Annotated in this window: 18 protein-coding genes; 9 read left to right on the top strand and 9 right to left on the bottom strand. The window is 61.8% G+C overall.

From position 1 onward, the window contains the following. Window positions 1-2 precede the first annotated feature (2 nt). Together SOP95_RS22440 and SOP95_RS22435 are read right to left on the bottom strand one after the other, a co-directional pair. Window positions 3-1538: an FAD-dependent oxidoreductase gene (locus SOP95_RS22440; protein WP_323608358.1), complete on the bottom strand. Its 1536-nt coding sequence runs from the start codon at window positions 1536-1538 to the stop codon at window positions 3-5. A 184-nt stretch (window positions 1539-1722) separates the two neighbouring features. Then, the gene (locus tag SOP95_RS22435; RefSeq protein ID WP_323608357.1) at window positions 1723-3924 is read right to left on the bottom strand and encodes a TonB-dependent receptor; all 2202 of its coding nucleotides are present in this window, start codon (window positions 3922-3924) and stop codon (window positions 1723-1725) included. 250 nt (window positions 3925-4174) lie between these two features. Between SOP95_RS22435 and SOP95_RS22430 the strand changes: the two genes are divergently transcribed. Together SOP95_RS22430 and SOP95_RS22425 are read left to right on the top strand one after the other, a co-directional pair. After that, on the top strand, window positions 4175-5260 hold the full coding sequence (locus tag SOP95_RS22430; protein ID WP_274077037.1) for a DUF1615 domain-containing protein: 1086 nt from the start codon (window positions 4175-4177) through the stop codon (window positions 5258-5260). A gap of 121 nt (window positions 5261-5381) precedes the next feature. Further along, the gene (locus SOP95_RS22425; RefSeq protein ID WP_323608356.1) at window positions 5382-6005 is read left to right on the top strand and encodes a glutathione S-transferase N-terminal domain-containing protein; all 624 of its coding nucleotides are present in this window, start codon (window positions 5382-5384) and stop codon (window positions 6003-6005) included. A 117-nt stretch (window positions 6006-6122) separates the two neighbouring features. On the opposite strand, the gene SOP95_RS22420 is transcribed toward SOP95_RS22425, so the two are convergent. Continuing rightward, the gene (locus SOP95_RS22420) at window positions 6123-6563 is read right to left on the bottom strand and encodes a CBS domain-containing protein (protein WP_180204955.1); all 441 of its coding nucleotides are present in this window, start codon (window positions 6561-6563) and stop codon (window positions 6123-6125) included. Window positions 6564-6813: 250 nt separating this feature from the next. Here SOP95_RS22420 and SOP95_RS22415 point away from each other — a divergent pair, with 250 nt between their 5' ends. Beyond that, window positions 6814-9174, top strand: a complete 2361-nt coding sequence (locus tag SOP95_RS22415; protein WP_323608355.1) for a DNA polymerase II — start codon at window positions 6814-6816, stop codon at window positions 9172-9174. Here the strand turns inward: SOP95_RS22415 and SOP95_RS22410 are convergent. Continuing rightward, entirely contained in the window at window positions 9139-9609 is a 471-nt protein-coding gene (locus tag SOP95_RS22410; protein ID WP_323608354.1) for a DUF1810 domain-containing protein, read from the bottom strand. The genes SOP95_RS22415 and SOP95_RS22410 overlap by 36 nt on opposite strands. Before the next feature lie 27 nt (window positions 9610-9636). Beyond that, entirely contained in the window at window positions 9637-10461 is an 825-nt protein-coding gene (locus SOP95_RS22405; RefSeq protein WP_323608353.1) for an aldo/keto reductase, read from the bottom strand. A 342-nt stretch (window positions 10462-10803) separates the two neighbouring features. Here SOP95_RS22405 and SOP95_RS22400 point away from each other — a divergent pair, with 342 nt between their 5' ends. Continuing rightward, on the top strand, window positions 10804-11553 hold the full coding sequence (locus SOP95_RS22400; RefSeq protein ID WP_323608352.1) for a hypothetical protein: 750 nt from the start codon (window positions 10804-10806) through the stop codon (window positions 11551-11553). Window positions 11554-11750: 197 nt separating this feature from the next. Then, window positions 11751-12536: a sulfite exporter TauE/SafE family protein gene (locus tag SOP95_RS22395; RefSeq protein ID WP_274077031.1), complete on the top strand. Its 786-nt coding sequence runs from the start codon at window positions 11751-11753 to the stop codon at window positions 12534-12536. Between the two features lie 7 nt (window positions 12537-12543). Here the strand turns inward: SOP95_RS22395 and SOP95_RS22390 are convergent, their stop codons facing one another. From SOP95_RS22390 to speF, 3 genes are read right to left on the bottom strand one after another with little or no spacing between them, the layout of a single operon-like run. Beyond that, window positions 12544-13452: an amino acid ABC transporter substrate-binding protein gene (locus tag SOP95_RS22390; protein ID WP_323608351.1), complete on the bottom strand. Its 909-nt coding sequence runs from the start codon at window positions 13450-13452 to the stop codon at window positions 12544-12546. Between the two features lie 46 nt (window positions 13453-13498). Further along, on the bottom strand, window positions 13499-14839 hold the full coding sequence (potE, locus tag SOP95_RS22385) for a putrescine-ornithine antiporter (RefSeq protein WP_323608350.1): 1341 nt from the start codon (window positions 14837-14839) through the stop codon (window positions 13499-13501). Window positions 14840-14894: 55 nt separating this feature from the next. Next, on the bottom strand, window positions 14895-17081 hold the full coding sequence (gene speF, locus SOP95_RS22380; protein ID WP_323608348.1) for an ornithine decarboxylase SpeF: 2187 nt from the start codon (window positions 17079-17081) through the stop codon (window positions 14895-14897). A 317-nt stretch (window positions 17082-17398) separates the two neighbouring features. On the opposite strand from speF, the gene SOP95_RS22375 reads away from it, so the two are divergent. From SOP95_RS22375 to map, 3 genes are all read left to right on the top strand, one after another. Next, window positions 17399-18058 carry a tetratricopeptide repeat protein gene (locus tag SOP95_RS22375; RefSeq protein ID WP_323608393.1) on the top strand — a complete coding sequence of 220 codons (660 nt, stop codon included), beginning with the start codon at window positions 17399-17401 and terminating at the stop codon, window positions 18056-18058. Between the two features lie 94 nt (window positions 18059-18152). Then, a complete protein-coding gene (locus SOP95_RS22370) occupies window positions 18153-18419 on the top strand; it encodes a ParD-like family protein (RefSeq protein WP_323608347.1) in 267 nt (88 codons plus the stop codon). Then, window positions 18416-19210, top strand: a complete 795-nt coding sequence (gene map, locus SOP95_RS22365) for a type I methionyl aminopeptidase (RefSeq protein ID WP_323608346.1) — start codon at window positions 18416-18418, stop codon at window positions 19208-19210. The genes SOP95_RS22370 and map overlap by 4 nt, the downstream gene beginning before the upstream one ends. Here the strand turns inward: map and SOP95_RS22360 are convergent. Beyond that, window positions 19197-19565 carry a VOC family protein gene (locus SOP95_RS22360; protein ID WP_323608345.1) on the bottom strand — a complete coding sequence of 123 codons (369 nt, stop codon included), beginning with the start codon at window positions 19563-19565 and terminating at the stop codon, window positions 19197-19199. The two genes, map and SOP95_RS22360, sit on opposite strands and share 14 nt — an antisense overlap. A gap of 169 nt (window positions 19566-19734) precedes the next feature. Here SOP95_RS22360 and SOP95_RS22355 point away from each other — a divergent pair, with 169 nt between their 5' ends. Continuing rightward, on the top strand, window positions 19735-20298 hold the full coding sequence (locus SOP95_RS22355) for a DUF4174 domain-containing protein (protein ID WP_323608343.1): 564 nt from the start codon (window positions 19735-19737) through the stop codon (window positions 20296-20298). The last annotated feature ends 545 nt before the right edge of the window (window positions 20299-20843 follow it).

Genomic DNA, 20843 nt, shown 5'->3' with positions numbered 1-20843 from the left:
GGTCAGGGCGCGCCAAAATACGGGCGGATGCCGTGATCGCGGAAATACCGTTCGATGACCTTGGGGTCCGAGCAGGTTTCGGCGATCGCCACATAGGTGTCCGGGCGTAACAGGTAAAAGCCGTTACGCCCAAGGCCCGCCGCTTCGAATGCCGGGCGCCAGTAGAATACATGCAGCGGCAGATGGTGCTCGTGGCACCAGGCGATCATCTCGTCGCTGGTGTCGCCATACACGTGCACCTGCCAGGTCGGGCATTTGAGCGGCCCAAAATTGTCCCCTTCACCGTCATGGGCCCACGGCAGGCGATCGCCGCCATGCACGTGCCCGGCGACCCCCGTGCTCAAGGGCATGCCGCGATAGTTCAGGGTGATCTGCGACACCGTGCGAAACAGGAACTCGCGGGTGGTTTCGAACGAGGCCATTTTCGGAATCAGGAAGGGTGCCAGCCGTGTGCGCAGCAAGTCGGCGATAGGCCCTTCGGCGGTGACGAAAGTAAACACCCGGTCAGAGGTGGCCACCAGTCTGCGGGCGAAGGCGATGCGCTCGGTTTCGTAGGTATCGAGCAGTTTTGCCTCGGCACCGCCGCTCAGGACCGCCGCGAGTTTCCAGGCCAGGTTGATGGCATCGCCAATCCCGGTGTTCATGCCCTGGCCCCCGGCGGGGCTGTGCACATGGGCAGCATCGCCCAACAGGAAGGCGCGGGCGCTGCGAAAGTGATCGGCCACCCGATGATGCACGCGGTAGGTCGAGAACCAGTTCAGTTGCTCAATCTTGACCTGCATATGTTCGATGGCGCGACTGCTCACGTCTTCGAATTGCAGGGTGTGCGCCTGTTCGGCGCGTTCGTCGCGCACGGTGCCGATCAAGCGCGCTCGACCGCTGCCAGCCAGCGGGAATACTGCAAGGAAATCCGCTTCATCCAGGTCCACATGCAATTCGCCATTGAAGGCCGGGCCGCTGGCCTGGACGTCGGCGACGTAGAACACCTGCTGGTAGGTACCGCCGGGAAAACCGGTGTCGAGGGTCTTGCGCACGATCGAACGGGCGCCGTCGCAACCGGCCAGGTAGCAGGCCTGACAGGTTTCCTGCTGACCGTCGGGCAGGCGCAGCGTGGCGCTGATGCCGTCATCGGTTTGCTCGAAACCTTCGAGTTCAGTGTTGCGTTCCACCGTGATGCCGAAGGATTGCAGGCGCTCGATCAATAGCCGTTCGTGTTCGTCCTGGGGGAAGATTTCGAGGAAGGAGTAGGGCGTCAGGCCCTCGCCGACGCGGCTCAACGGCAGGCGCGCCACGGGCTGGCCTTTGACCCAGAAATTGGCGGCGGCTACCCGATGACCCTTGTGCACGATGGCGTCGGCCAGGTCCAGCTGGCGATACAGCTCCAGTGTGCGCGCCTGCACCGCCAGCGCCCGCGAGGTGGTGCCCGGTGCAGAGGTCTTGTCGACGATCCGCACGCGCACCCCCAGTTTGCTCAGCCATAGCGCCAGGACCAGCCCGGTCGGGCCGGCCCCGATGATCAACACATCGCTACGCTGCATAAACCAGTCCTCATTGCCGTGTGCAGCAAGTATGGTCCAGCCTTGCGCAGCGGCCAGGCTGACCGCTGAATGGAAAAATACCTGTGGGAGCGAGCTTGCTCGCGATGATCTCAGGTGCGCCGCGCTGCCCGGAAAGCGCGCGTTATCGTTCACGACCATCGCGAGCAAGCTCGCTCCCACATAATCAGAAGTCGATAGTCCCCGACAGCTTGGCCACCCGTGGTTCGCCTTGGGTCAGGAAGCCGCCCTGGGCCGATTCCCAGTACTTCTTGTTGGCCACGTTTTCCACGCCAAAGCGCAAGGTTACGTCCTTTTCCTGCACCTTGAAGGCGTAGCGGGCTCCGGCATCGAAGCGGTTCCAGGTCGGCAGGCTGAGGTTGTTCGCCGCGTCGGCGTATTGACCGCCGGTGCGCAACATCCGACCGTTCAACGCGACGCCTTGCAGGCCGGGGACGTCCCAATCGACGCTGGCGTTGAACTGGAAGGTCGGCACGCCAATGGCCCGGTTACCGTCGTTGAGGCCACCCTGGGTTTTCTTCAGTTCGGTGTCCATCACGGTCACTCCGCTGAGCAGGCGCAGGCCGTCGAGGGGTTCGCCGAAGACGTTGAGTTCCACGCCTTTGTTGACCTGCTCGCCCTTGTGCACGAAACGCGCGGTGCCGGCGTCGATGACTTCGGTGTAGCCGTCGGCCGGTTGTTCGATGCGATAGACGCCGAAGGTCGCGCCGTAGGTGCCCATGTCGACCTTCACACCGGCTTCGAGCTGTTTGGAGCGGGCCGGGGCAAAGACTTCACCGCCGTTGACCACCACCCGCGAGCCGGCAGTGTTGGGGGCTGTCGGGCCTTCTGCCAGGCCTTCGATACGGTTGGCGTAGAACGACACGTGTTCCCACGGCTTGAACACGATGCCGTACACCGGGGTGGTGATCGATTCGTCATAGTTGGAGGTGCGGGTTCCCGTGCCATAGGCATAACCCTGGACCACCAGTTGCTGGCGACGCACACCGACGGTCACCAGCAGGCGATCATCGAAAAAGCCCAGGGTGTCGGACACCGCGCCGCTGCGCACGAAGGTTTTGCCGGTGATGCCCGGATCGTGCAGGTCGCCGCCGGAGAAACCGCCCTGGGGCGCCGGCACGTCGACCGGGTGGTAGATGTTGTTGGGGTAGCGGGTCAGGTCGAAATCAAAGGCATTGCGCTGCTGGGTCCAGATCCCGGCCAGGCCGAAATTGAGCCGGTGGCTGACCGGGCCGGTGGCGAACTTGCCGTTGAGGCCGGCCATGGCGCTGCTGTTGTCCTCGTCATGGGGAATGAACGAGCCTGTGGTCACGGAACTGCCATCGTTGCCGACCAGGGTCGTGCCGTCGTACTTGCCGACTTCGCGGGTGTGCTTGGCGCCAGCGGCGGCGTAGGCGGTCCAGCTTTCATTGAGGTCGTACTCGGCGCGCAGCATGCCGAAGGTATCTTCGATCTGGCTGAAGCCCCACTTCTGCGCATAATTGGTGTCGGCCGATGGCGCATCCGGGATGTGAGTGGTATTGCCGAGGTTGACCGAGCTGCGGCCGCCGTTGATGCGCTCCTTGGAATAAATGAAATCGCCGGACAGGCGCAGGGCATCGCCGCGGTAGTCGAGGCCTATGGCGAACAGCTTGGAGCGCTGGTTTTCATCGTCGATGGCGGTATCGCCTTCACGCTGGGACAGGTTGATCCGTGCGCCGAAGCGGTTGTCCTCGCCGAAGCGCTGGCCGACGTCCAGGTGTTCGCCGATACGCCCTTCATCGCTGATGTCGGTGGTGAAGCGCCGCAAAGGCACGTCAGCGGCGCGCTTGGGTTGCAGGTTGACGCCGCCGCCGATGCCCGAGCCGGACGGAGTCACGCCATTGATGAAGGCGTTCGGGCCCTTGAACACTTCTACGCGCTCCAGGGCATCGGTGGAAATGATCTGCCGCGGCAAAATGCCGTACAGGCCGTTGAAGGAGATGTCGTCGCCGTTCAGTGGCAGCCCGCGGATCATGAAGGTCTGGGCCTGGTTGGAAAACCCGGAGGCCTGGCGCACCGACGAGTCGTTAAGCAGCACATCGCCCACGGTTTCGGCTTGCTGGTCGCGGATCAGTTCTTCGGTGTAGGCGGTGACGCTGAAGGGCACGTCCATGATGTCCTGGTTGCCCAGCACCCCCAGTTGCCCACCGCGCGCGACCTGGCCGCCAGCGTATACCGGAGGCAGGTCGGACGAAGAGGGCGCCTGGGCATTGACGTTAACGTCGTCCAGCACCAGCGCTGAAGAGTTGGTTGACGCGGGTGTCGCGGCGTGGGCCGTGACCGACAATGAGCAAAACAAGGCCAGTAGCGTAGGACGGTAGGGTATGCCGGTTCGGGCTGGAGTCATGATGGAATGGGTTCCTGGGCGGCGCCGCCGCTGATAAAAAAGTTATGACGGCGCGGAACTCCTTGCGCAAATGCGACTCCTGGCGCGAATGATAGGAGTTCTCAGTCATATCCTGCAATCAATTTGTATGACGGTGTGTAGGTAACGTTTCATGGGCACCAGAGGAACAGCCGGGCTCACGCCACGGTCATAGCCTGGGCCATGCCATTGGTCGTATGGTTAACCGGTTAAACGAACGCTCTGGAGCAACATGCAAGCCCATCGATTGATCATGAGCATCACCGCGTTGCTGGTGCTGGCCGGCTGCAGCAGCCAGCGCACCCAGGAACCGCTGGCGCGCAAGCCCGCCGAGGTCAAGGCGCAGATCGTGCGCCTGCTGCCGGCCAAGACCGTCGATCGCCAGGGGTGGGCCACGGACATCTATGCCGCGTTTGCCGCGCAGGACATTGCACCGACCACGCAAAACATTTGTGCCGTGCTGGCGGTCACCGAGCAGGAATCGACCTTCCAGGTTGATCCCCGCGTGCCGGGGCTGGGCAAGATCGCCCGGGACGAGATCGATCTCCGGGCATCCAAGGCGCATATCCCCGAACTGTTGGTCAGCGGTGCGCTGCGGGTGAGTTCGCCCAACGGCAAGACCTACAGCGACCGGCTGAATGCGGCACGCAGCGAACGGGAACTGAGCGCGATTTTCGATGACTTCATCGGCATGGTGCCCATGGGCAAGACCCTGTTCGCCGGCTTCAACCCGGTGCACACCGGCGGGCCGATGCAGGTCAGCATCGACTTTGCCGAACAGCAGGCCAAAGGCTATCCGTATCCGGTGGAGGGCTCGATACGACGCGAAGTCTTTACCCGGCGCGGCGGCATGTACTTCGGCATCGCGCATTTGCTCGGTTATCCGGTGAGCTACAAGCAACCCTTGTACCGCTTCGCCGATTTCAACGCCGGTTGGTACGCCAGTCGCAATGCCGCCTTCCAGAACGCCGTGAGCCGGGCCTCGGGCATTCCACTGGCGCTGGACGGCGACCTGGTCCGCTACGATTCGATCATGCCCGGCAGCACCGAACTGGCGGTGCGCACCCTGGGCAAGCAGCTGGGCATGCGCAACCCGACGATCAGGGATCAATTGGAGGAGGGCAACACCCTGGCGTTCGAGGACAGCGAACTCTATCAGCGGGTCTTCGCCCTGGCCGAACAGGCCGAAGGTCGTGCCCTGCCGCGGGCGGTACTGCCGGGGATCGTGCTGCAAAGCCCGAAAATCACCCGCAAGCTCACCACCGCCTGGTTCGCCAAACGGGTCGACGAGCGTTACCAGCGCTGCATGGCGCGTTGAACGCGGCGCTGCAATTCCCTTGATGGCCGTGATGTTACAGTCGTCGGACGGTCGAGGCGTGGTCGATGGCGCCTTCTACACTGCATAGCGGGTGCTGATCTCGGTCAATCAGGAGGCGTGCATGTATCAACTCTACGGACATCAGAACTCTGGCGCGGCGGCGATCGAGGCCGCACTGGAGCTGTGCGAGATCGCCTATCGCTTCATCGATGTCGAGACCTCCCCGGAGGCCGCCCAGGCACTGGAGAAGCTTAATCCGCTCAAGCAGATTCCGACGCTGCAGCTGCCCGACGGCGGCATCCTCACCGAGAGCGCGGCGATCCTGATTCATCTCGGGCTGACGTTTCCCCAGTCGAACCTGTTGCCGGCCGACCCTGCCGACCGTGACCAGGCCATTCGTGGCCTGGCGTTCATCGTCACCAATTGTTATGCGGCCATCGGCATCATCGATTACCCCGAACGCTGGCTGGCCGGGGCGGATGAAGCGTCGCGGCAAAACCTCATGGCCGGTGCCCGGCAGCGTCTGCACTGGAGTTGGGAAGTGTTTGCCGACCAGTTTTCCGCGGAGTTGTATTTGGGTGACGAGACACCGGGAGCCCTGGATGTGCTGGCGGCGGTGGTCACGCGGTGGGCGGGCAGCCGCGAGCATTTGCGCCATACCCGGCCGGGTTTTTCCGCCTGGCTGGAACGGATTGACCGGCACCCGACATTGGCGCCGGTGTTTGCCCGGCATTGGCCTTCGTAAACTCATCAACTCCTCCCCCTGTGGGAGCGAGCTTGCTCGCGATGGTGTGTCAGTCGACACCTGTGCAGCTGATCCACCATCGCGAGCAAGCTCGCTCCTACAGGTACAGAGGACTCATCATTCGCCGCGGATGTATTGCTCCAGCTGGCGAATCAGCTCGGCCTGTTCGGCGATGGCTTCCTTGACGAGGTCGCCGATCGACAGCAGGCCGATCAACTTGCCGTTTTCCACCACCGGCAGGTGGCGCAGGCGTCTGTCGGACATGATGCCCAGGCAGGTGTCGACGGTTTGATGGGTGTCCACGGTAATGACGGGCGATACCATGATGTCGCGTACCGGCGTACCCACGGACGAGCGGCCATGCAGCACCAGTTTGCGCGCGTAGTCGCGTTCACTGATGATGCCCAGCACCTCGTCATTCTCCACCACCAGCAAGGCACCGACGTTTTTTTCAGCCATCTTCATCAGCGCTTCGAGCACCATGTGATCCGGTTTGATCTGGTGCACTTCCTGGTTCTTCTGATCTTTCATCTTGAGCAGTTGCGCGACGGTTTTCATGGCGGTTTCCCGGGTGTTGTCGTTGTCCTTGAAGGATCGTAGACCCAGGCGTTGAGGGCAAGGGCGAATGCGGCAGATAGCATGCAAAAAACGTCATCCGGCGGTTTTTTTCTGTTAAACCAAAAAGATCGCAGCCTTCGGCAGCTCCTACAGGGGAAATGCGTTCTTCTGTAGCAGCTGCCGAAGGCTGCGATCTTTTCCAGGCTAACGCGTAGAATCACCCTCTGAATCAACGTTGAGGTTTGCAGTGGTGGATTTACCCCAGGGCTTCGTCCTGACCCGGCATTGGCGCGACACACCGGCGGGCACCGAAGTCGAGTTCTGGCTGGCGACCGACAGCGGCCCCCGGCGCATCCGCCTGCCTCATCAGCCGTCGGTGGCGTTCATCCCGGCCGAGCAGCGCGAGCAGGCCGAGGCGCTGTTGCGCGACGAAAAGAACGTCGAGCTCAAGCCCCTGGCCCTGCTGGATTTCGAACATCGCCCGGTGCTCGGCCTGTATTGCCAGCAGCACGGGCAACTGATGCGCCTGGAAACCGCGCTGCGCCGGGCAGGCGTCGAAGTGTACGAGGCCGATGTGCGCCCGCCGGAGCGCTACATGATGGAACGGTTCATTACCGCACCGGTACGTTTTGGCGGTACACCGGATGCCGATGGCCTGCTGCTCGATGCACAGATGAAACCCGACCCCGACTATCGGCCCAGCCTGAAACTGGTGTCCCTGGACATCGAGACCACCGCCCAGGCCGAGTTGTATTCCATCGCCCTGGAAGGCTGCGGCGAGCGTCAGGTCTACATGCTCGGCCCGCCCAACGGCGACCACAGCGCAGTGGATTTCCAACTTGAGTACTGCGAGTCGCGAACCCTGCTGCTGAAAAAGCTCAATGAATGGTTCGCCCGCCACGACCCCGACGCCATCATCGGCTGGAACGTCGTGCAGTTCGACCTGCGAGTGTTGCACGAGCACGCCCGGCGCCTGGGCGTGCCGCTGAAACTGGGGCGTGCCGGCGAGGAAATGCAATGGCGCGAACACGGCAGCGGCAACCATTACTTTGCCTCCGCCGCCGGCCGGCTGATCATCGACGGCATCGAGTCCTTGCGCTCGGCGACCTGGAGTTTCCCCTCTTTCAGCCTGGAAAACGTCGCGCAAACCCTGCTGGGCGAAGGCAAGGCGATCGATAACCCGTACCAGCGTATGGATGAAATCAACCGCATGTTCGCCGAGGACAAGCCGGCGCTGGCCAAGTACAACCTCAAGGACTGCGAGCTGGTCACGCGGATCTTCGCCAAGACCGAACTGCTCAAGTTCCTCCTGGAGCGGGCCAGTGTCACCGGGTTGCCGGCCGATCGCATGGGCGGCTCAGTGGCTGCGTTCACCCACCTGTACATGCCGCTGATGCATCGCCAGGGCTTCGTGGCGCCCAACCTTGGCAGCAAGCCGGCGCAAGCCAGCCCCGGGGGTTTTGTCATGGACTCGCAGCCGGGGCTGTACGAGTCGGTACTGGTTTTCGACTACAAAAGCCTCTATCCGTCGATCATCCGCACCTTCCTCATCGACCCGGTAGGCCTGATCGAAGGGCTACAGCACCCCGATGACCAGGAATCGGTACCGGGTTTTCGCGGCGCACGGTTCTCCCGCACCCGGCATTGCCTGCCGGCCATCGTCGCCCGGGTCGCCGAAGGCCGGGAAACCGCCAAGCGAGAGCACAACGCGCCGCTGTCCCAGGCGCTGAAGATCATCATGAACGCGTTCTATGGCGTGCTGGGCTCCAGTGGCTGCCGCTTCTTCGACACGCGCCTGGCGTCATCGATCACCTTGCGTGGCCACGAGATCATGCTGCGCACCCGTGAGCTGATTGAGGCCCAGGGCCACACGGTGATCTACGGCGACACCGACTCGACCTTCGTCTGGCTGCGGCGCGCCCACGGCCAGCAGGAAGCCGCGCAGATCGGCCGCGCGCTGGTCGATCACGTCAACCAGTGGTGGCGCGAGCATGTACGCCGCGAGTACGGCCTGGAGAGCGTGCTGGAGCTGCAGTTCGAAACCCACTACAAACGCTTCCTCATGCCGACCATTCGCGGTGCGGAGGAGGGCAGCAAGAAGCGTTACGCGGGGTTGGTCACGCGCGCCGATGGCAGTGACGAGATGGTCTACAAGGGCCTGGAAACCGTGCGCACCGACTGGTCGCTGCTGGCCCGGCAATTTCAGCAGGAGCTGTATTCGCTGATCTTCCACCGCAAGCCCTATCAGGACTATGTGCGCGAGTACGTGCGCAAGACCCTGGCCGGTGAGTTCGACGAGCGTTTGATCTACCGCAAGCGCCTGCGCCGCACGCTTGACGACTACCAGCGCAACGTCCCGCCTCATGTACGGGCGGCGCGCATCGCCGATGATTACAACGATCGCCAGGGCCGCCCGCGGCAGTACCAGAATGGCGGCTGGATCAGCTACGTGATCACCGTCGCCGGCCCCGAGCCGCTGGAAATCCGCAGTGCGCCCATCGATTACGACCACTACATCAGCCGGCAGCTGCAACCGGTGGCGGACGCGATCCTGCCCTTTGTCGACGACGATTTCTCAACCCTGGTGGGGGGGCAACTGGGCTTGTTTTGAGTCCATCAGCGACAGCGTCCAGTCATCCAGGATGCCGTGGAAATACTGGTTCAAGGCTTGATGAAAGAGGCTGTCGGCGGCCGCTATCTGGGCAAACAAGGTCATCGAGGAGCGAAACTTCAGGTCGTCGGGATGGCCGAAAATCGCTGCCACCGAGCGCTGCGGGATGTCCAGCACTTGCTGGGTACAAGTCCTTAGCCGGGCACCCAGCAGCGGGTGGTCGAGATAGGCCTGTGCTTCCTGCCGGGAGCGGATCGCGAAGCGGCGCGACATGTCGCTGTCACCCAGCCCGGCAAATTGCGGGAAAATGAACCACATCCAGTGACTGCGCTTGTGGCCGGCCTCCAGTTCGGCTTGAACCCGGTCGAACACCGGGTTCTGCGCCTGGATAAAGCGTTGCAGGTTAAAGACGTCCGGTTGATCGGTGCTTCTCATATCGAAGCCCTCTGTCACCGCGATGGCTTAGACCATGGCCAACCGCTGCTTGCGTTTGGGCGCGTGAAACGCTTGGTCCAGCGCCTCCAGATCCCCAGCCTCCAGCTTCAACCGTACCGCTTGCGCATTGAGTTGCACGTGGTCCGGGCGGACAGCCTTGGGGATGGCGATCACGCCGTCCTGGCGCAGCAGCCATGCCAGCGAGACTTGGGCAGGCGTGGCGTCGTGGCGGGCAGCTACTTGTTTGAGCGTAGCATTGGCCAGCATGTTCCCTGCCTGGCCGATTGGACAATAGGCCATGACCGGCATCCCGTGTGCCTTGCACCAGGGCAAGAGATCGAATTCTATGCCGCGCTCCTCCAGGTTGTAGAGTACCTGATTGGTGGCGCAGGCCTCCTTTGCCGGGAGTTCCAGCATGTCGTCGAGATCAAGGTTGGACACGCCCCAACGGCCAATCTTGCCGGCTTCACGCAGGCGTTCGAAGGCCTCGACCGTTTCTTCCAGGGGATACTGGCCCCGCCAATGCAACAGGTACAGATCGATAGTCTCGGTCTTCAGCCGCCGCAGGCTGCGCTCGCACGCCTGGGGAATGCCCTGGCGGCTGGCGTTGTGCGGGTAGACCTTGCTGACGAGAAAGACCCGGTCGCGCTGGCCGGCGATGGCATCACCCACCACGATCTCGGCGCCGCCTTCGGCGTACATTTCTGCGGTGTCGATCAGGGTCATGCCCAGGTCGATGCCCAGGCGCAGGGCGGCGACTTCCTCTTTATGGCGGGCGGGGTCTTCGCCCATTTGCCAGGTGCCCTGGCCAATCACGGGCACTTGGGTGCCGGCCAATTGCTGGGTGCGCATGCTTGCTCCTTTTAGTGATATTTCGGTTGGCATCAGGATAGACCCAAGGGTTCCATCCCGACGGCCAACTGCACGCGGATGTACCCGATCCCCTGCAGGAGCTGGCTTGCCAGCGATTAACGCCAGAGCGCCGCGATGAACCTGACATCACGCGTTATCGTTGACGACCATCGCTGGCGAGCCAGCTCCTACAAGGTAAGCGGCTTCGTTCCGGTTCTGCTCCCAAACCTGCCGGTGATCGATTGCCAACCCTCGCCACCGCACTTTTCCCCATCTATCGGCTCTATCCATTGCCAGCCGACGGCGATCCCCACCGCCGGCCCATGTCCAAGTTCAATGCCCATGGCCGAAGTTTCACCCCACATCATCCGCTCAATCCGTCGCCATCGCCTGCTACTGGCCGGTCTGTCGCTGTTGCTGGCCAGCGGTTGCAGCCACCAACCCGGCAACGACCTGTTCACCCAGATACGCGAAGGCAAACCCCAGGAGTTCCTGCAAACCAGCGTCGACCGCATGGCCACGCTGGCCATGCGCGACAACCTCGACAGCCTTTACCTGCTGATGGGCAAGCTGTACCTGCGCAACCCCGAGGAATTGAAGAAATCCGGCTTCCTCGATGCCCGTACCGCCGGCAAGCAGGTGCGCATGGCCATTGAGCAGCAGCAGCCCTTGCCCACGCTGGGGAACAAGAAGGATCTGGCGGCGCTGCGGTTTGCCATGAGCCCTGAGTTTCTCGGCGATCGGGTCGGTGCGTTCATCTATGCCATCGGCAGCATGCTGGTCACCGCCCACGGCAATCGCCTGGAGTTCTACATGACGGACGCGATCAACCCGACGTTCGTCAGCAATGCCGCGCGCAACATCGAGATCGCCACCTGGATCCTCAGCCAGCGGCAGAACAAGGACGGCCAGCCCATGCTGTTCTCCAACGAAATCTCGGAGGAGGGCAGCAACCTGAGTTTCGCCGTGGAGTTCGGCAAGATCGTCGCGCGCCTGGACCTGGTGACCCAGATGCTCGACGAACGCTACCGGCGGATCGGCCTGAATTATGCCCAGAGCCTGCTGTTCCTGAATTTCCTGCCGGTGCAATGACCCACCCCTTTGTAGGAGCTGCCGAAGGCTGCGATCTTTTGATCTTCAAAAACCAGATCAAAAGATCGCAGCCTTCGGCAGCTCCTACAGGTTGTGATGACATCGGGGTATAAAGATAGATCGCATCGATATAACTGGTTATAAGAATTGTCGCTATGCTGCGGGCCAGTTATTCCCTGCGGTTTGTGGACGTATCAATGGATCTATTGAATTTCGGGTTGGTCGTGGCCGGGCTGGTGGTCGGCTTTATCGTCGGCATGACGGGCGTCGGTGGCGGGTCGTTGATGACCCCCATCCTGCTATGGTTCGGCATCAACCCGGCAACCGCAGTCGGCACCGATCTGCTGTACGCGGCCATCACCAAATCCAGCGGCGTCCTGGTTCACCGCAAGAACAACAACATCGACTGGTCGATCACCGGTTGGCTGACCCTCGGCAGCGTGCCGGCGGTGGCGTTGACGTTGTGGTTCCTGAGCAGTCTGAACGAAGCACCCGACGCGATGAACGCGATCATCAAGCAGGCGTTGGGCTTTGTCCTGTTCGCCACGGCGTTGGCGATCCTGTTCAAGAAACGCCTGCTCGATTTCGCCCACAAGCGCGCGGGCGGCAACTACAACCCCAGCGGCGCGCGCCTCAATGTCCTGACCGTGATCACCGGCCTGGTGCTGGGCGCCATGGTCGCCTTGACCTCGATCGGCGCGGGGGCCCTGGGCACCGTGGCGTTGTTCATCCTCTATCCGTTGCTGCCGACCCGCCGCCTGGTCGGCACCGAAATCGCCCACGCCGTGCCCCTGACCCTGGTCGCCGGCCTTGGCCATGCGAGCATGGGCAACATGGACTGGCACGTACTCGGCTATCTGCTGGTCGGTTCGTTGCCGGGGATTTACCTGGGCAGCCACCTGACCGGGCGCATCTCCGATGAAGTGTTGCGTCCTTGCCTGGCGACCATGCTGGTATTGATCGGCTACAAACTGGCGTTCTGAGAAATCCTCACGGCAATGCATACACCCGGAACAGCTTCTTCATCGTCTCGTTGATCCCGCCCAGGTACTTGTCGTACTCCTGCTCGATGGCGCCGGAGCGATAAGCCTCGCTCAGTGCCATATCGACCAGCAGCCGGAAGTCTTCGTCACCGCGTTCGACGATCATGGCCACCGGGGAGAACTCGAAGATGCGGTCCAGGACCATCAGGTCATTGTTGGCGCCGCCTTTGGCCACCTGGTTTTTCAGGAGCATGCGCTCGGAGAAGAACGCATCGGCCTTGCGCGTGGCGACCATCGCTGCACCTTCTTCGGTATTGGCCACCGTCACCAGCGAAGCGATCACGCCGAGCATGCGCATCTGTTCGCGTATCCAGTCTTCGACTACACCGCCCTCGACGGTGGCATAGGTCTGGTTGGCCAGGCCGCGGTTGATCGTCGCCCGCCAGGTCGGGCCGGGGATGGCTTCCTTGCCGTTGAGCGCGTTGAGCAGCGGTTCGGTGGCATCCTTGCGCACCAGTACCGAGAGGCCGGCGGTGTACACCGGTATCGAGTAGCTGACGGACTTGCGCCGTTCGAGGGTAGGCGGGGTCGGCGTGCAGAGGATGTCGACCTTGCCCAGTTTCACCGCGCTGGTCTCTTCGGCAGACGTGACGGGCTGGTAGCGCACCTGCAGGTTGGGCAGGTCGAGTTCGCTCTTGAGCTTGTCGGCGATCTTCAGGCACAGGTCGATGGCATAACCGCTGGCTTTGTCGCCATCCTGAACGCTGAAGGGCGACAGGTCCGGCACGTAGCCCAGGGTAAAGGCATTGCTGGTGCGGATGCGCTCCAGGGTGTTGGCACCCGCCACCATCGGCAGGGCGGTGACCACCAGGGCCAGCAGCAGGCGGGTGGTTTTTGCAGCAAAAGGTACGTTCATGTCCGGTTTCCCCGTGTACAAGTCTGAGCAGTCCTGATTGCCATGCCTAAACATTGCCGGTCCTGGCCTGGGTGACGGTGGGCGCGTCGACGAAACGCTTGGCGAGGAAGCCATAGAGCAGGTAGCCAAAGGCGAGCACCAGGGTGCCGCCCAGTACCGCATCCTTGCCGCAGGCGTAGAGCGCATATAACGAGTAGGCCACCGCCACCAGCAACACCACCACGTTGCGCGAGTACACCGCGGGGCCCACCTGGGCCTTGTGCATGATCACCAGCAAACCGGTCAGCGCCGTGATGTACGGGATCAGGTTGGTCACGGCCGCCAGGCTCACCAGTTTGCTGAACTGTGCAGCGGCATCGGGCGAGATGGTCGACACGGCCATCAGCGTCTGCAGCACGCCGCAGACGATCATGCCGATCACGGGGGCATCGCTGGCGTTGACCTTGCTGAACAGCTTGAGAAACAGGTTCTGGTCGGCGGTCATCTTCGCGGTCTGGGCCAGGGTGAACTGCCAGCCCAGCAGCGAGCCCACGCACGCCATGACCGCCAGGGCCATGACGATGTTACCCACCAGCGGGCTGAACATCTTGGCGTAGACCAGCGCGAACGGTGCCGAGGAGTTGGCCAGTTCGGCGTTGGGAATGATGCCCTGGATGACGGTGGTCGACAGCACATAGACCGTGGCTGCACCGAGGGTGCCGAACAGGCAGGCCAGCGGTACGTTGCGCTTGGGGTTTTCCACCGCATCGGTGGCCTGGGCCGCCGATTCCATGCCGAGGAAGGCCCACAGGGTCAGGGGGATGGCCTTGCCGATGGCGTCGGAGATCGCCAGGTTGTTGGGGTTCCAGGCGGCTTCCAGCACGTTGGCATCGAACCAGAACCAGCCGATGATGCACAGGCCCGCCACCGGAATGATCACGCCCCACACGGTGATCGCGCCGATCTTGCCGGTGATGCTCGGGCCACCGAAGTTGGCGATGATGGTAATCCAGATCAGCCCGACCGTGCCGACGAACAGCGGGATGGCTCCCGTGCTCAGCCAGGGCAGGAAGGCGCTCATGTAGCCCACTGCCGAGATGGCAACGGCGACGTTGGCGATCGCCAGGGACAGGAAGTACAGGTACGAGCATAGGAAGAACCCCGACTTCGCATGGGCTTCTTCGGTGTAGGCGGACAAGCCGCCGGAACGCGCGCAGAACACCCCGCACTGGGCGAAGCAGTAGGCAATGGCCATCGAGCCGATCGCCGTGAAAATCCACGACAACAGCGAGACGGCACCCAGTTGGGCCATGTTGGTGGGGAGCATGATGATGCCTGAGCCCATCATGTTGACCGTTACCAGGGTGGTGAGCCCCATCAGGCCCATTTTCTTGCTTGAATCTGCCATCGCACACTCCTTGCTGTAAGTCGCAGGAAACGCTGCTCTTTGAATGGGGCGAGGATCAGGTCTTGAGCACGTATCCATAAGCGCGAATGCGGCCGCCTTGTTCTTTCAGGTACACGCCTTGCAGTTCCGGCGTGAAGCCGGGCAAGGCGTTGATGCCGTCTTCCAGCGCGAGGAAATACTTGAGCACCGCACCACCCCAGATTTCACCCGGCACCACGCACAGCACACCGGGCGGGTAGGGCAGTGCCCCTTCGGCCGCAATACGACCGTCCGCATCGGCCAACGCGACGAGCTCGACATTGCCGCGGATGTATTCGATCTGCGCCTGTTGCGGATTCATCGCCTTTTTCGGGAAGTGTTCCTTACGGAACATGTCCTTCTGCAGTTGCTGCACGTTATGGCTGCGGTAGAGGTCGTGCATTTCCTGGCAGAGCTGGCGGATGCTGTAGTTGCGGTAGCGGTCCTCGAACCTGGCGTAGATGGCCGGCAGCACCCGGCTCATGGGCGCGTCATCGCTGAGGAACTGCTCGAAGCGCGCCAGTTGCGCGGCCAGATGGCTCATCTTCGCCCAGTCTTCGGCGGGCGTGAGCAGGAACAGGATCGAGTTGAGGTCGCACTTCTCCGGGACGATGCCGTTCTGGCGCAGGAAGTTGGCCAGGATGCCGGCGTGGATGCCGAAGTCGGTGTAGCTGCCATCAATCGGGTCGATCCCGGGGGTGGTGAACAGCAGCTTGCAGGGGTCGATGAAGTATTGCTTGTCGGCATAGCCGGGGAAGGCGTGCCAGCGATCCTTGGGGTGAAACTCGAAAAAGCGCAGGTCGCTGGCGATGGCGTCGGTGGGGTGGTCCTGCCAGGGGCGACCGTCGATGGTTTCCGGCACGAAGGGGCGCACCAGCGTGCAGGCTTCCAGGATCAGCTTGCGTGCATTGATGCCGAACTTCACGCAGTCTTCCCACAGGCGCAAGCCACTGCGGCCAGCGTGGATGCGCGCATTCACATCCAGCGAGGCGAACAGCGGGTAGAACGGGCTGGTGGAGGCCTGGGCCATGAACGCGTTGTTCAACCGCGCATGATTGCAGTAGCGCGCCTGGCCCTTGATGTGGCGGTCCTTCTTGTGGATCTGCGAGGCCTGGGAGAAGCCGGCCTGTTGCTTGTGCACCGATTGCGTGACGAAGATGCCCGGGTCGTCTTCGCCAAGGTCCAGCAGCATCGGCGAGCAATCCTTCATCATCGGGATGAACTGCTCGTAGCCCACCCACGCCGAGTCGAACAGGATGTAATCGCACAGCTTGCCGATGCGGTCGACCACCTGGCGCGCGTTGTAGATGGTGCCGTCATAGGTGCCCAACTGGATGATCGCCAGGCGAAACGGTCGCGGTAGCTGGGCCTTGTCCGGGGCGACTTCCTTGATCAGCTCGCGCAGGTAGTCTTCTTCAAAGCAATGGGCATCGATGCCGCCGATGAAGCCGTAGGGGTTGCGCGCGGTTTCCAGGTACAACGGCGTGGCACCGGCCTGGATCAATGCCCCCTGGTGGTTGGACTTGTGGTTGTTGCGGTCGAACAGCACCAGGTCGCCAGGCGTCAGCAACGCATTGGTGACCACCTTGTTCGACGCCGAGGTGCCGTTGAGCACGAAGTAGGTCTTGTCCGCGTTGAACACTGTGGCGGCATGCTTTTGCGCCAGCAGGGCCGGGCCTTCGTGGATCAGTAGGTCGCCGAGCTTGACGTCGGCGTTGCACATGTCGGCGCGGAACAGGGTTTCGCCGAAGAAATCGAAGAACTGGCGGCCGGCGGGGTGCTTTCGAAAGAATTGTCCGCCCTGGTGGCCGGGGCAGGCGAAGGTCGCATTGGCTGCTTCGGTGTAGTGCTTGAGGACGTCGAAGAAGGGCGGCAACAGGTTTTCTTCATAGGCCTTGGCGGCTGTTTCCAGCTGATTGCCGTAGTACTCGGCGTTGTAGCTGGAGAGGTCAAACACTCCGTTGACCAGCAGGATGACCTCGTGCAGGCGCTTGTAGACATCGAGTGCACGGTTGCCGGCACCGCCGCGAGGGACCACCAGGAATAGGGGGATGTCGAAACCTGTTCGTTGAATGGCATCGAGCGCGCCACCCATGACATCGTCGACGGTCAGTACCGCGGCGGCAACATCGGTGAAGTCGGTTTGATCCAGGGCAACAATCGGGCGGGAAGTATGGAAGCAATCCAGAACGGTATCGCCTGCTGCGACTTTCAAACCATTCATAACCAGAGTCTCGTGGTCTGTCCTGACGTTGAGTGACCGGGGACCAGCGACTGCACGGGTGCTTGGGGCCGGGATCAATACTGATTGCCCAATTGGGTATAGTTGATTTTCCTGAAGATGAAAATTTAATGATGTGTGCGGGAGCAGGTCCTGTCGGTTCGACTGGCAGAGGTCGAACGTGGGCTGAAGTGGCCGTGGCAACGGGAACTTCAGGGTGCAGGCCAGGTCAGTAGGGGCCCTGTATCGGAGATTCCGAGCAGTGCTGGTGGCCTGCTTTCATGGCGGTGCCCTCCGAGATCAGCCGAGTCTGCCCCCTGATGCCAACCAAGCGTTTCCTGCCCAGCTTCCTCCTGGCGTTTTGCGCCGTCGCGTCGTTTGGCCCGGTGGCTGCCGAGCGAAAAACGCCCGCGCAAAGCAATAGTGCCTCAACCGCCCTGATCGAAACCGCCTCGCGCCAGTATGAAAGTGGCCAGCTGGACCAGGCCGCCGCCACGCTGGAGCGTGCCCTGCATATCCAGCCGAACAATCCCGCGACCCTGCATTACCTCGGCGTGCTGCGCCTGCAGCAGGGGCAATACCAGCAGGCGCAAACCCTGGCGTTGCGCTCGAACATGCGGATTACAGGCAACGAGGCGTTACGCAACCGCAATCTCCAGTTGATCCAGGCGGCGCAGCAGGCCCAGGCTTCGGGTATCCCGCCCAAGGCGCAGGAGAATCCGGTTGCCGTACAGAAGGCGCGCGAAGCGCAAGTGACCGCGGCGACTGCCGGGCCACAGAGCGCAGGACAATTCAAGGTGGCTGCGCTGGAGCCAGAGCCCGCGTCCGATGAGATAACGATTCCCCGCGGCCATTGGCCGCCCCCAGGCCAATGCCGCATCTGGTTCGCCGATCGCCCGCCGGGGCAACAGCCCCCGCCCGGGAGTTGCAAGAAGCTGCGCAAGCGGGTTCCGCCAGGCGCCGTCCTGATGCAGGGTTGAGTATTCTTCTGGTTGAACCCAGTGCCAGAAATTGCGCTCCAGCACCTGAAACGATTAGTATATGTTTCATATATATTTCGTATCGGGCAAGTAGATGGGTATCGTCAAGATTTCAGAAGACATGCATGAGAACCTGCGCGTCGCCAGCGATGCGCTGAGTCGCTCGATCAATGCGCAAGCCGAACACTGGATGCGCATCGGGATGCTGGCCGAGCTACATCCAGAATTGAATCACAGCGACATCTGCCGCCTGCTCATTCGTGCCGAACTGGCCGGTGGCCTTGATGTAAAACAGCTCTGTGCGATCGCGGATGTTTCCCAAGCCTCGCCGGTTCATGCAACGTCCAGGGGCAAGCAATGAAGGCCAATATCAAGCTCAATACCCCGGCAGAAATAGCCCAGTCGCGCGCGGCGGCCACGCTGGCGGCCGAAGTGCTGGCGATGATCACGCCCCATGTGCAAGCAGGGGTCACCACCGACGAACTCGATAGGCTCTGTCACGACCATATCGTCAATGTGCAGAAAGCCATTCCAGGCAATGTCGGCTACCACGGCTTTCCCAAGACCGTATGCGCCTCCGTCAACGAAGTGGTCTGCCATGGCATCCCTTCGAACCGGGTCTTGAAGGATGGCGACATCCTGAACATCGACATTGCCGTGATCAAGGACGGTTGGTACGGCGACACCAGCCGCATGTACTTCGTGGGCGAACCCAGCCCGCAGGCACGACGCCTGGTCAAGACGACCTATGACGCCATGTGCGCCGGTATCCGCATGGTCCGCCCCGGCGCTACGCTGGGTGACATTGGGCATGCCATCCAGAAGGTGGCGGAAGATGACGGGTTCAGTGTCGTGCGCGAATACTGCGGTCACGGTATCGGCAAGATCTATCACGATGAACCGCAAATCCTTCACTACGGCTACCCAGGCCAGGGAATGAAGTTGAAAGCCGGCATGATTTTCACCATCGAGCCCATGTTGAACCTGGGCAAGCGCCACGTCAAAACCCTGGCCGACGGCTGGACCGTGGTCACCAAGGATCACTCCCTTTCGGCACAGTGGGAGCATATGGTGGCGGTCACTGAAGATGGCTTTCAGGTGTTGACGACCTGGCCGGACAGCAGTGATGAGTATCCCGCTATTCGCGGGTGAAGATCTCCAGCAGATGCCCGTCCGGGTCATCGAAATACACCCGCCGTCCGCCGCCATGGTCATTGATCTCACCCGGCCGCTGCTTGCCCGGATCGGCCCACCATGGCTGCCCGGTTGCTTGCAGGCGGGCGAAGGCCTGATCGAATTCGTCGTCGCCGAGCAGGAACGCGTAATGCTGTGAGGCGATCGGCGGGTCGTTGTCGTAGAAGTCCAGCGACACCTGGTTGTCGAGCCTGACGACCAGCATCGGCCCGAAGGGCTCCGGCGCCGCCAGGCCGAGCAGTTCAACGAGGAAATGGGCCGACCGTTGTTTGTCGCGGCACCAGACGATGGTGTGGTTCAGTCGAACGCTCATGCACGGCTCCTCATGAGGTTTATTTCATGCTTTCAGATTAGCCCAGCCTGTTGCGCAATGACCGCCCTGACCTAAGCTTGGAGCAAGGTGAAACACATTTGCCAAGCGTCACCGGAACGAACGCCGCGATGCGCAATCATTAGAGCGTGGATATCAAAAGGAGATGCGCATGCTCATCAGGTCACTGACCCTGGCTACCTTGCTGGCGATTGCCGGCCCCTTGTTCGCCGCCGACGGCGATTCACCTCTGGATATCGACAAGGGCAGGGCCCGGCCGCTGATCGTGATTGCCTCGAGCACCGTCGACCCGGTCTGGGTCAACCTGAAAAAGTCGCTGGAAGATCCGGCCAACAAGCAGGGTGTCGCCGAGCGCAACATCCGGGTGTACAGCGTGCTGAACATGTCCGGCCAACTGGACGGCAAGGACCTCGGCCAACAGGACACCATGGCCTTGATCCGTGCGCTGAAACTGGGGGCCGGCGCGTTGCCCAAAGTGATCCTGATGGGCAAGGACGGCGAGAAGAAACTCGAAAGCTCGGGGGATGAATCCAGGTCGGTCGACCTGAAGAAAATCTTCGACACCGTCGATGCCTTGCCGGCGGCCGAGAAGGAAGCTGCGGCGCCAACGCCACCTCCGGTTGCCGAAACCCCACCGCCCAAAGGGACCGCCAAGGCGGCAAAAAACGGCAAACCGGCAAAACCGGCCAAGCCACCGGAAATGCCGGATGATTGAGCCTTTACCGGTTTACCACTGGTAGCGATAACCCGCCGTTACTGCCCAAGGCTGCGTAGGCAAGGGCCCGTGGATTGGCCTGGTCTTCCACACCTGCGTACAGCTGCCACCCTCATGTAGGAGCGAGCTCGCTCGCGAAAAAACCGAGATGGCCGCGGGGTGTCAGGCTTACAGAGTTTTCGTTAACGACCATCGCGAGCAAGCTCGCTCCTACAGGGTTGTCCGATACTTTTAACCCCGGTATTCCAATACAGAAAAGCCCTACACCCTTCTCAGAAACGTCCCATTTCCAACTTATTCAACTTAACCAAAGCTTTCATCCATCAGGACCTGGGTGAACGCAAAACCCTTCCTGCAAATTCTCCCCGCAGACCAGGAAGGACTGACCATGAGCACGCCACCGCGCATCTTTTTCGACCACACTCGCCACAAATTTGCCATTCGCTGGTTAGACGCCGTCTTCGACGTCCTGGCCTTCGAGGGCGAAGAACACCTCAGCCAGCCCTTCACCTATCGCATCGAATTCACCTGCACCAATCAGGACC

The sequence above is a fragment of the Pseudomonas sp. YuFO8 genome (assembly GCF_035065025.1).
Taxonomy (GTDB): domain Bacteria; phylum Pseudomonadota; class Gammaproteobacteria; order Pseudomonadales; family Pseudomonadaceae; genus Aquipseudomonas; species Aquipseudomonas putida_AE.
This window is presented reverse-complemented; position numbering and strand designations above follow the sequence as displayed.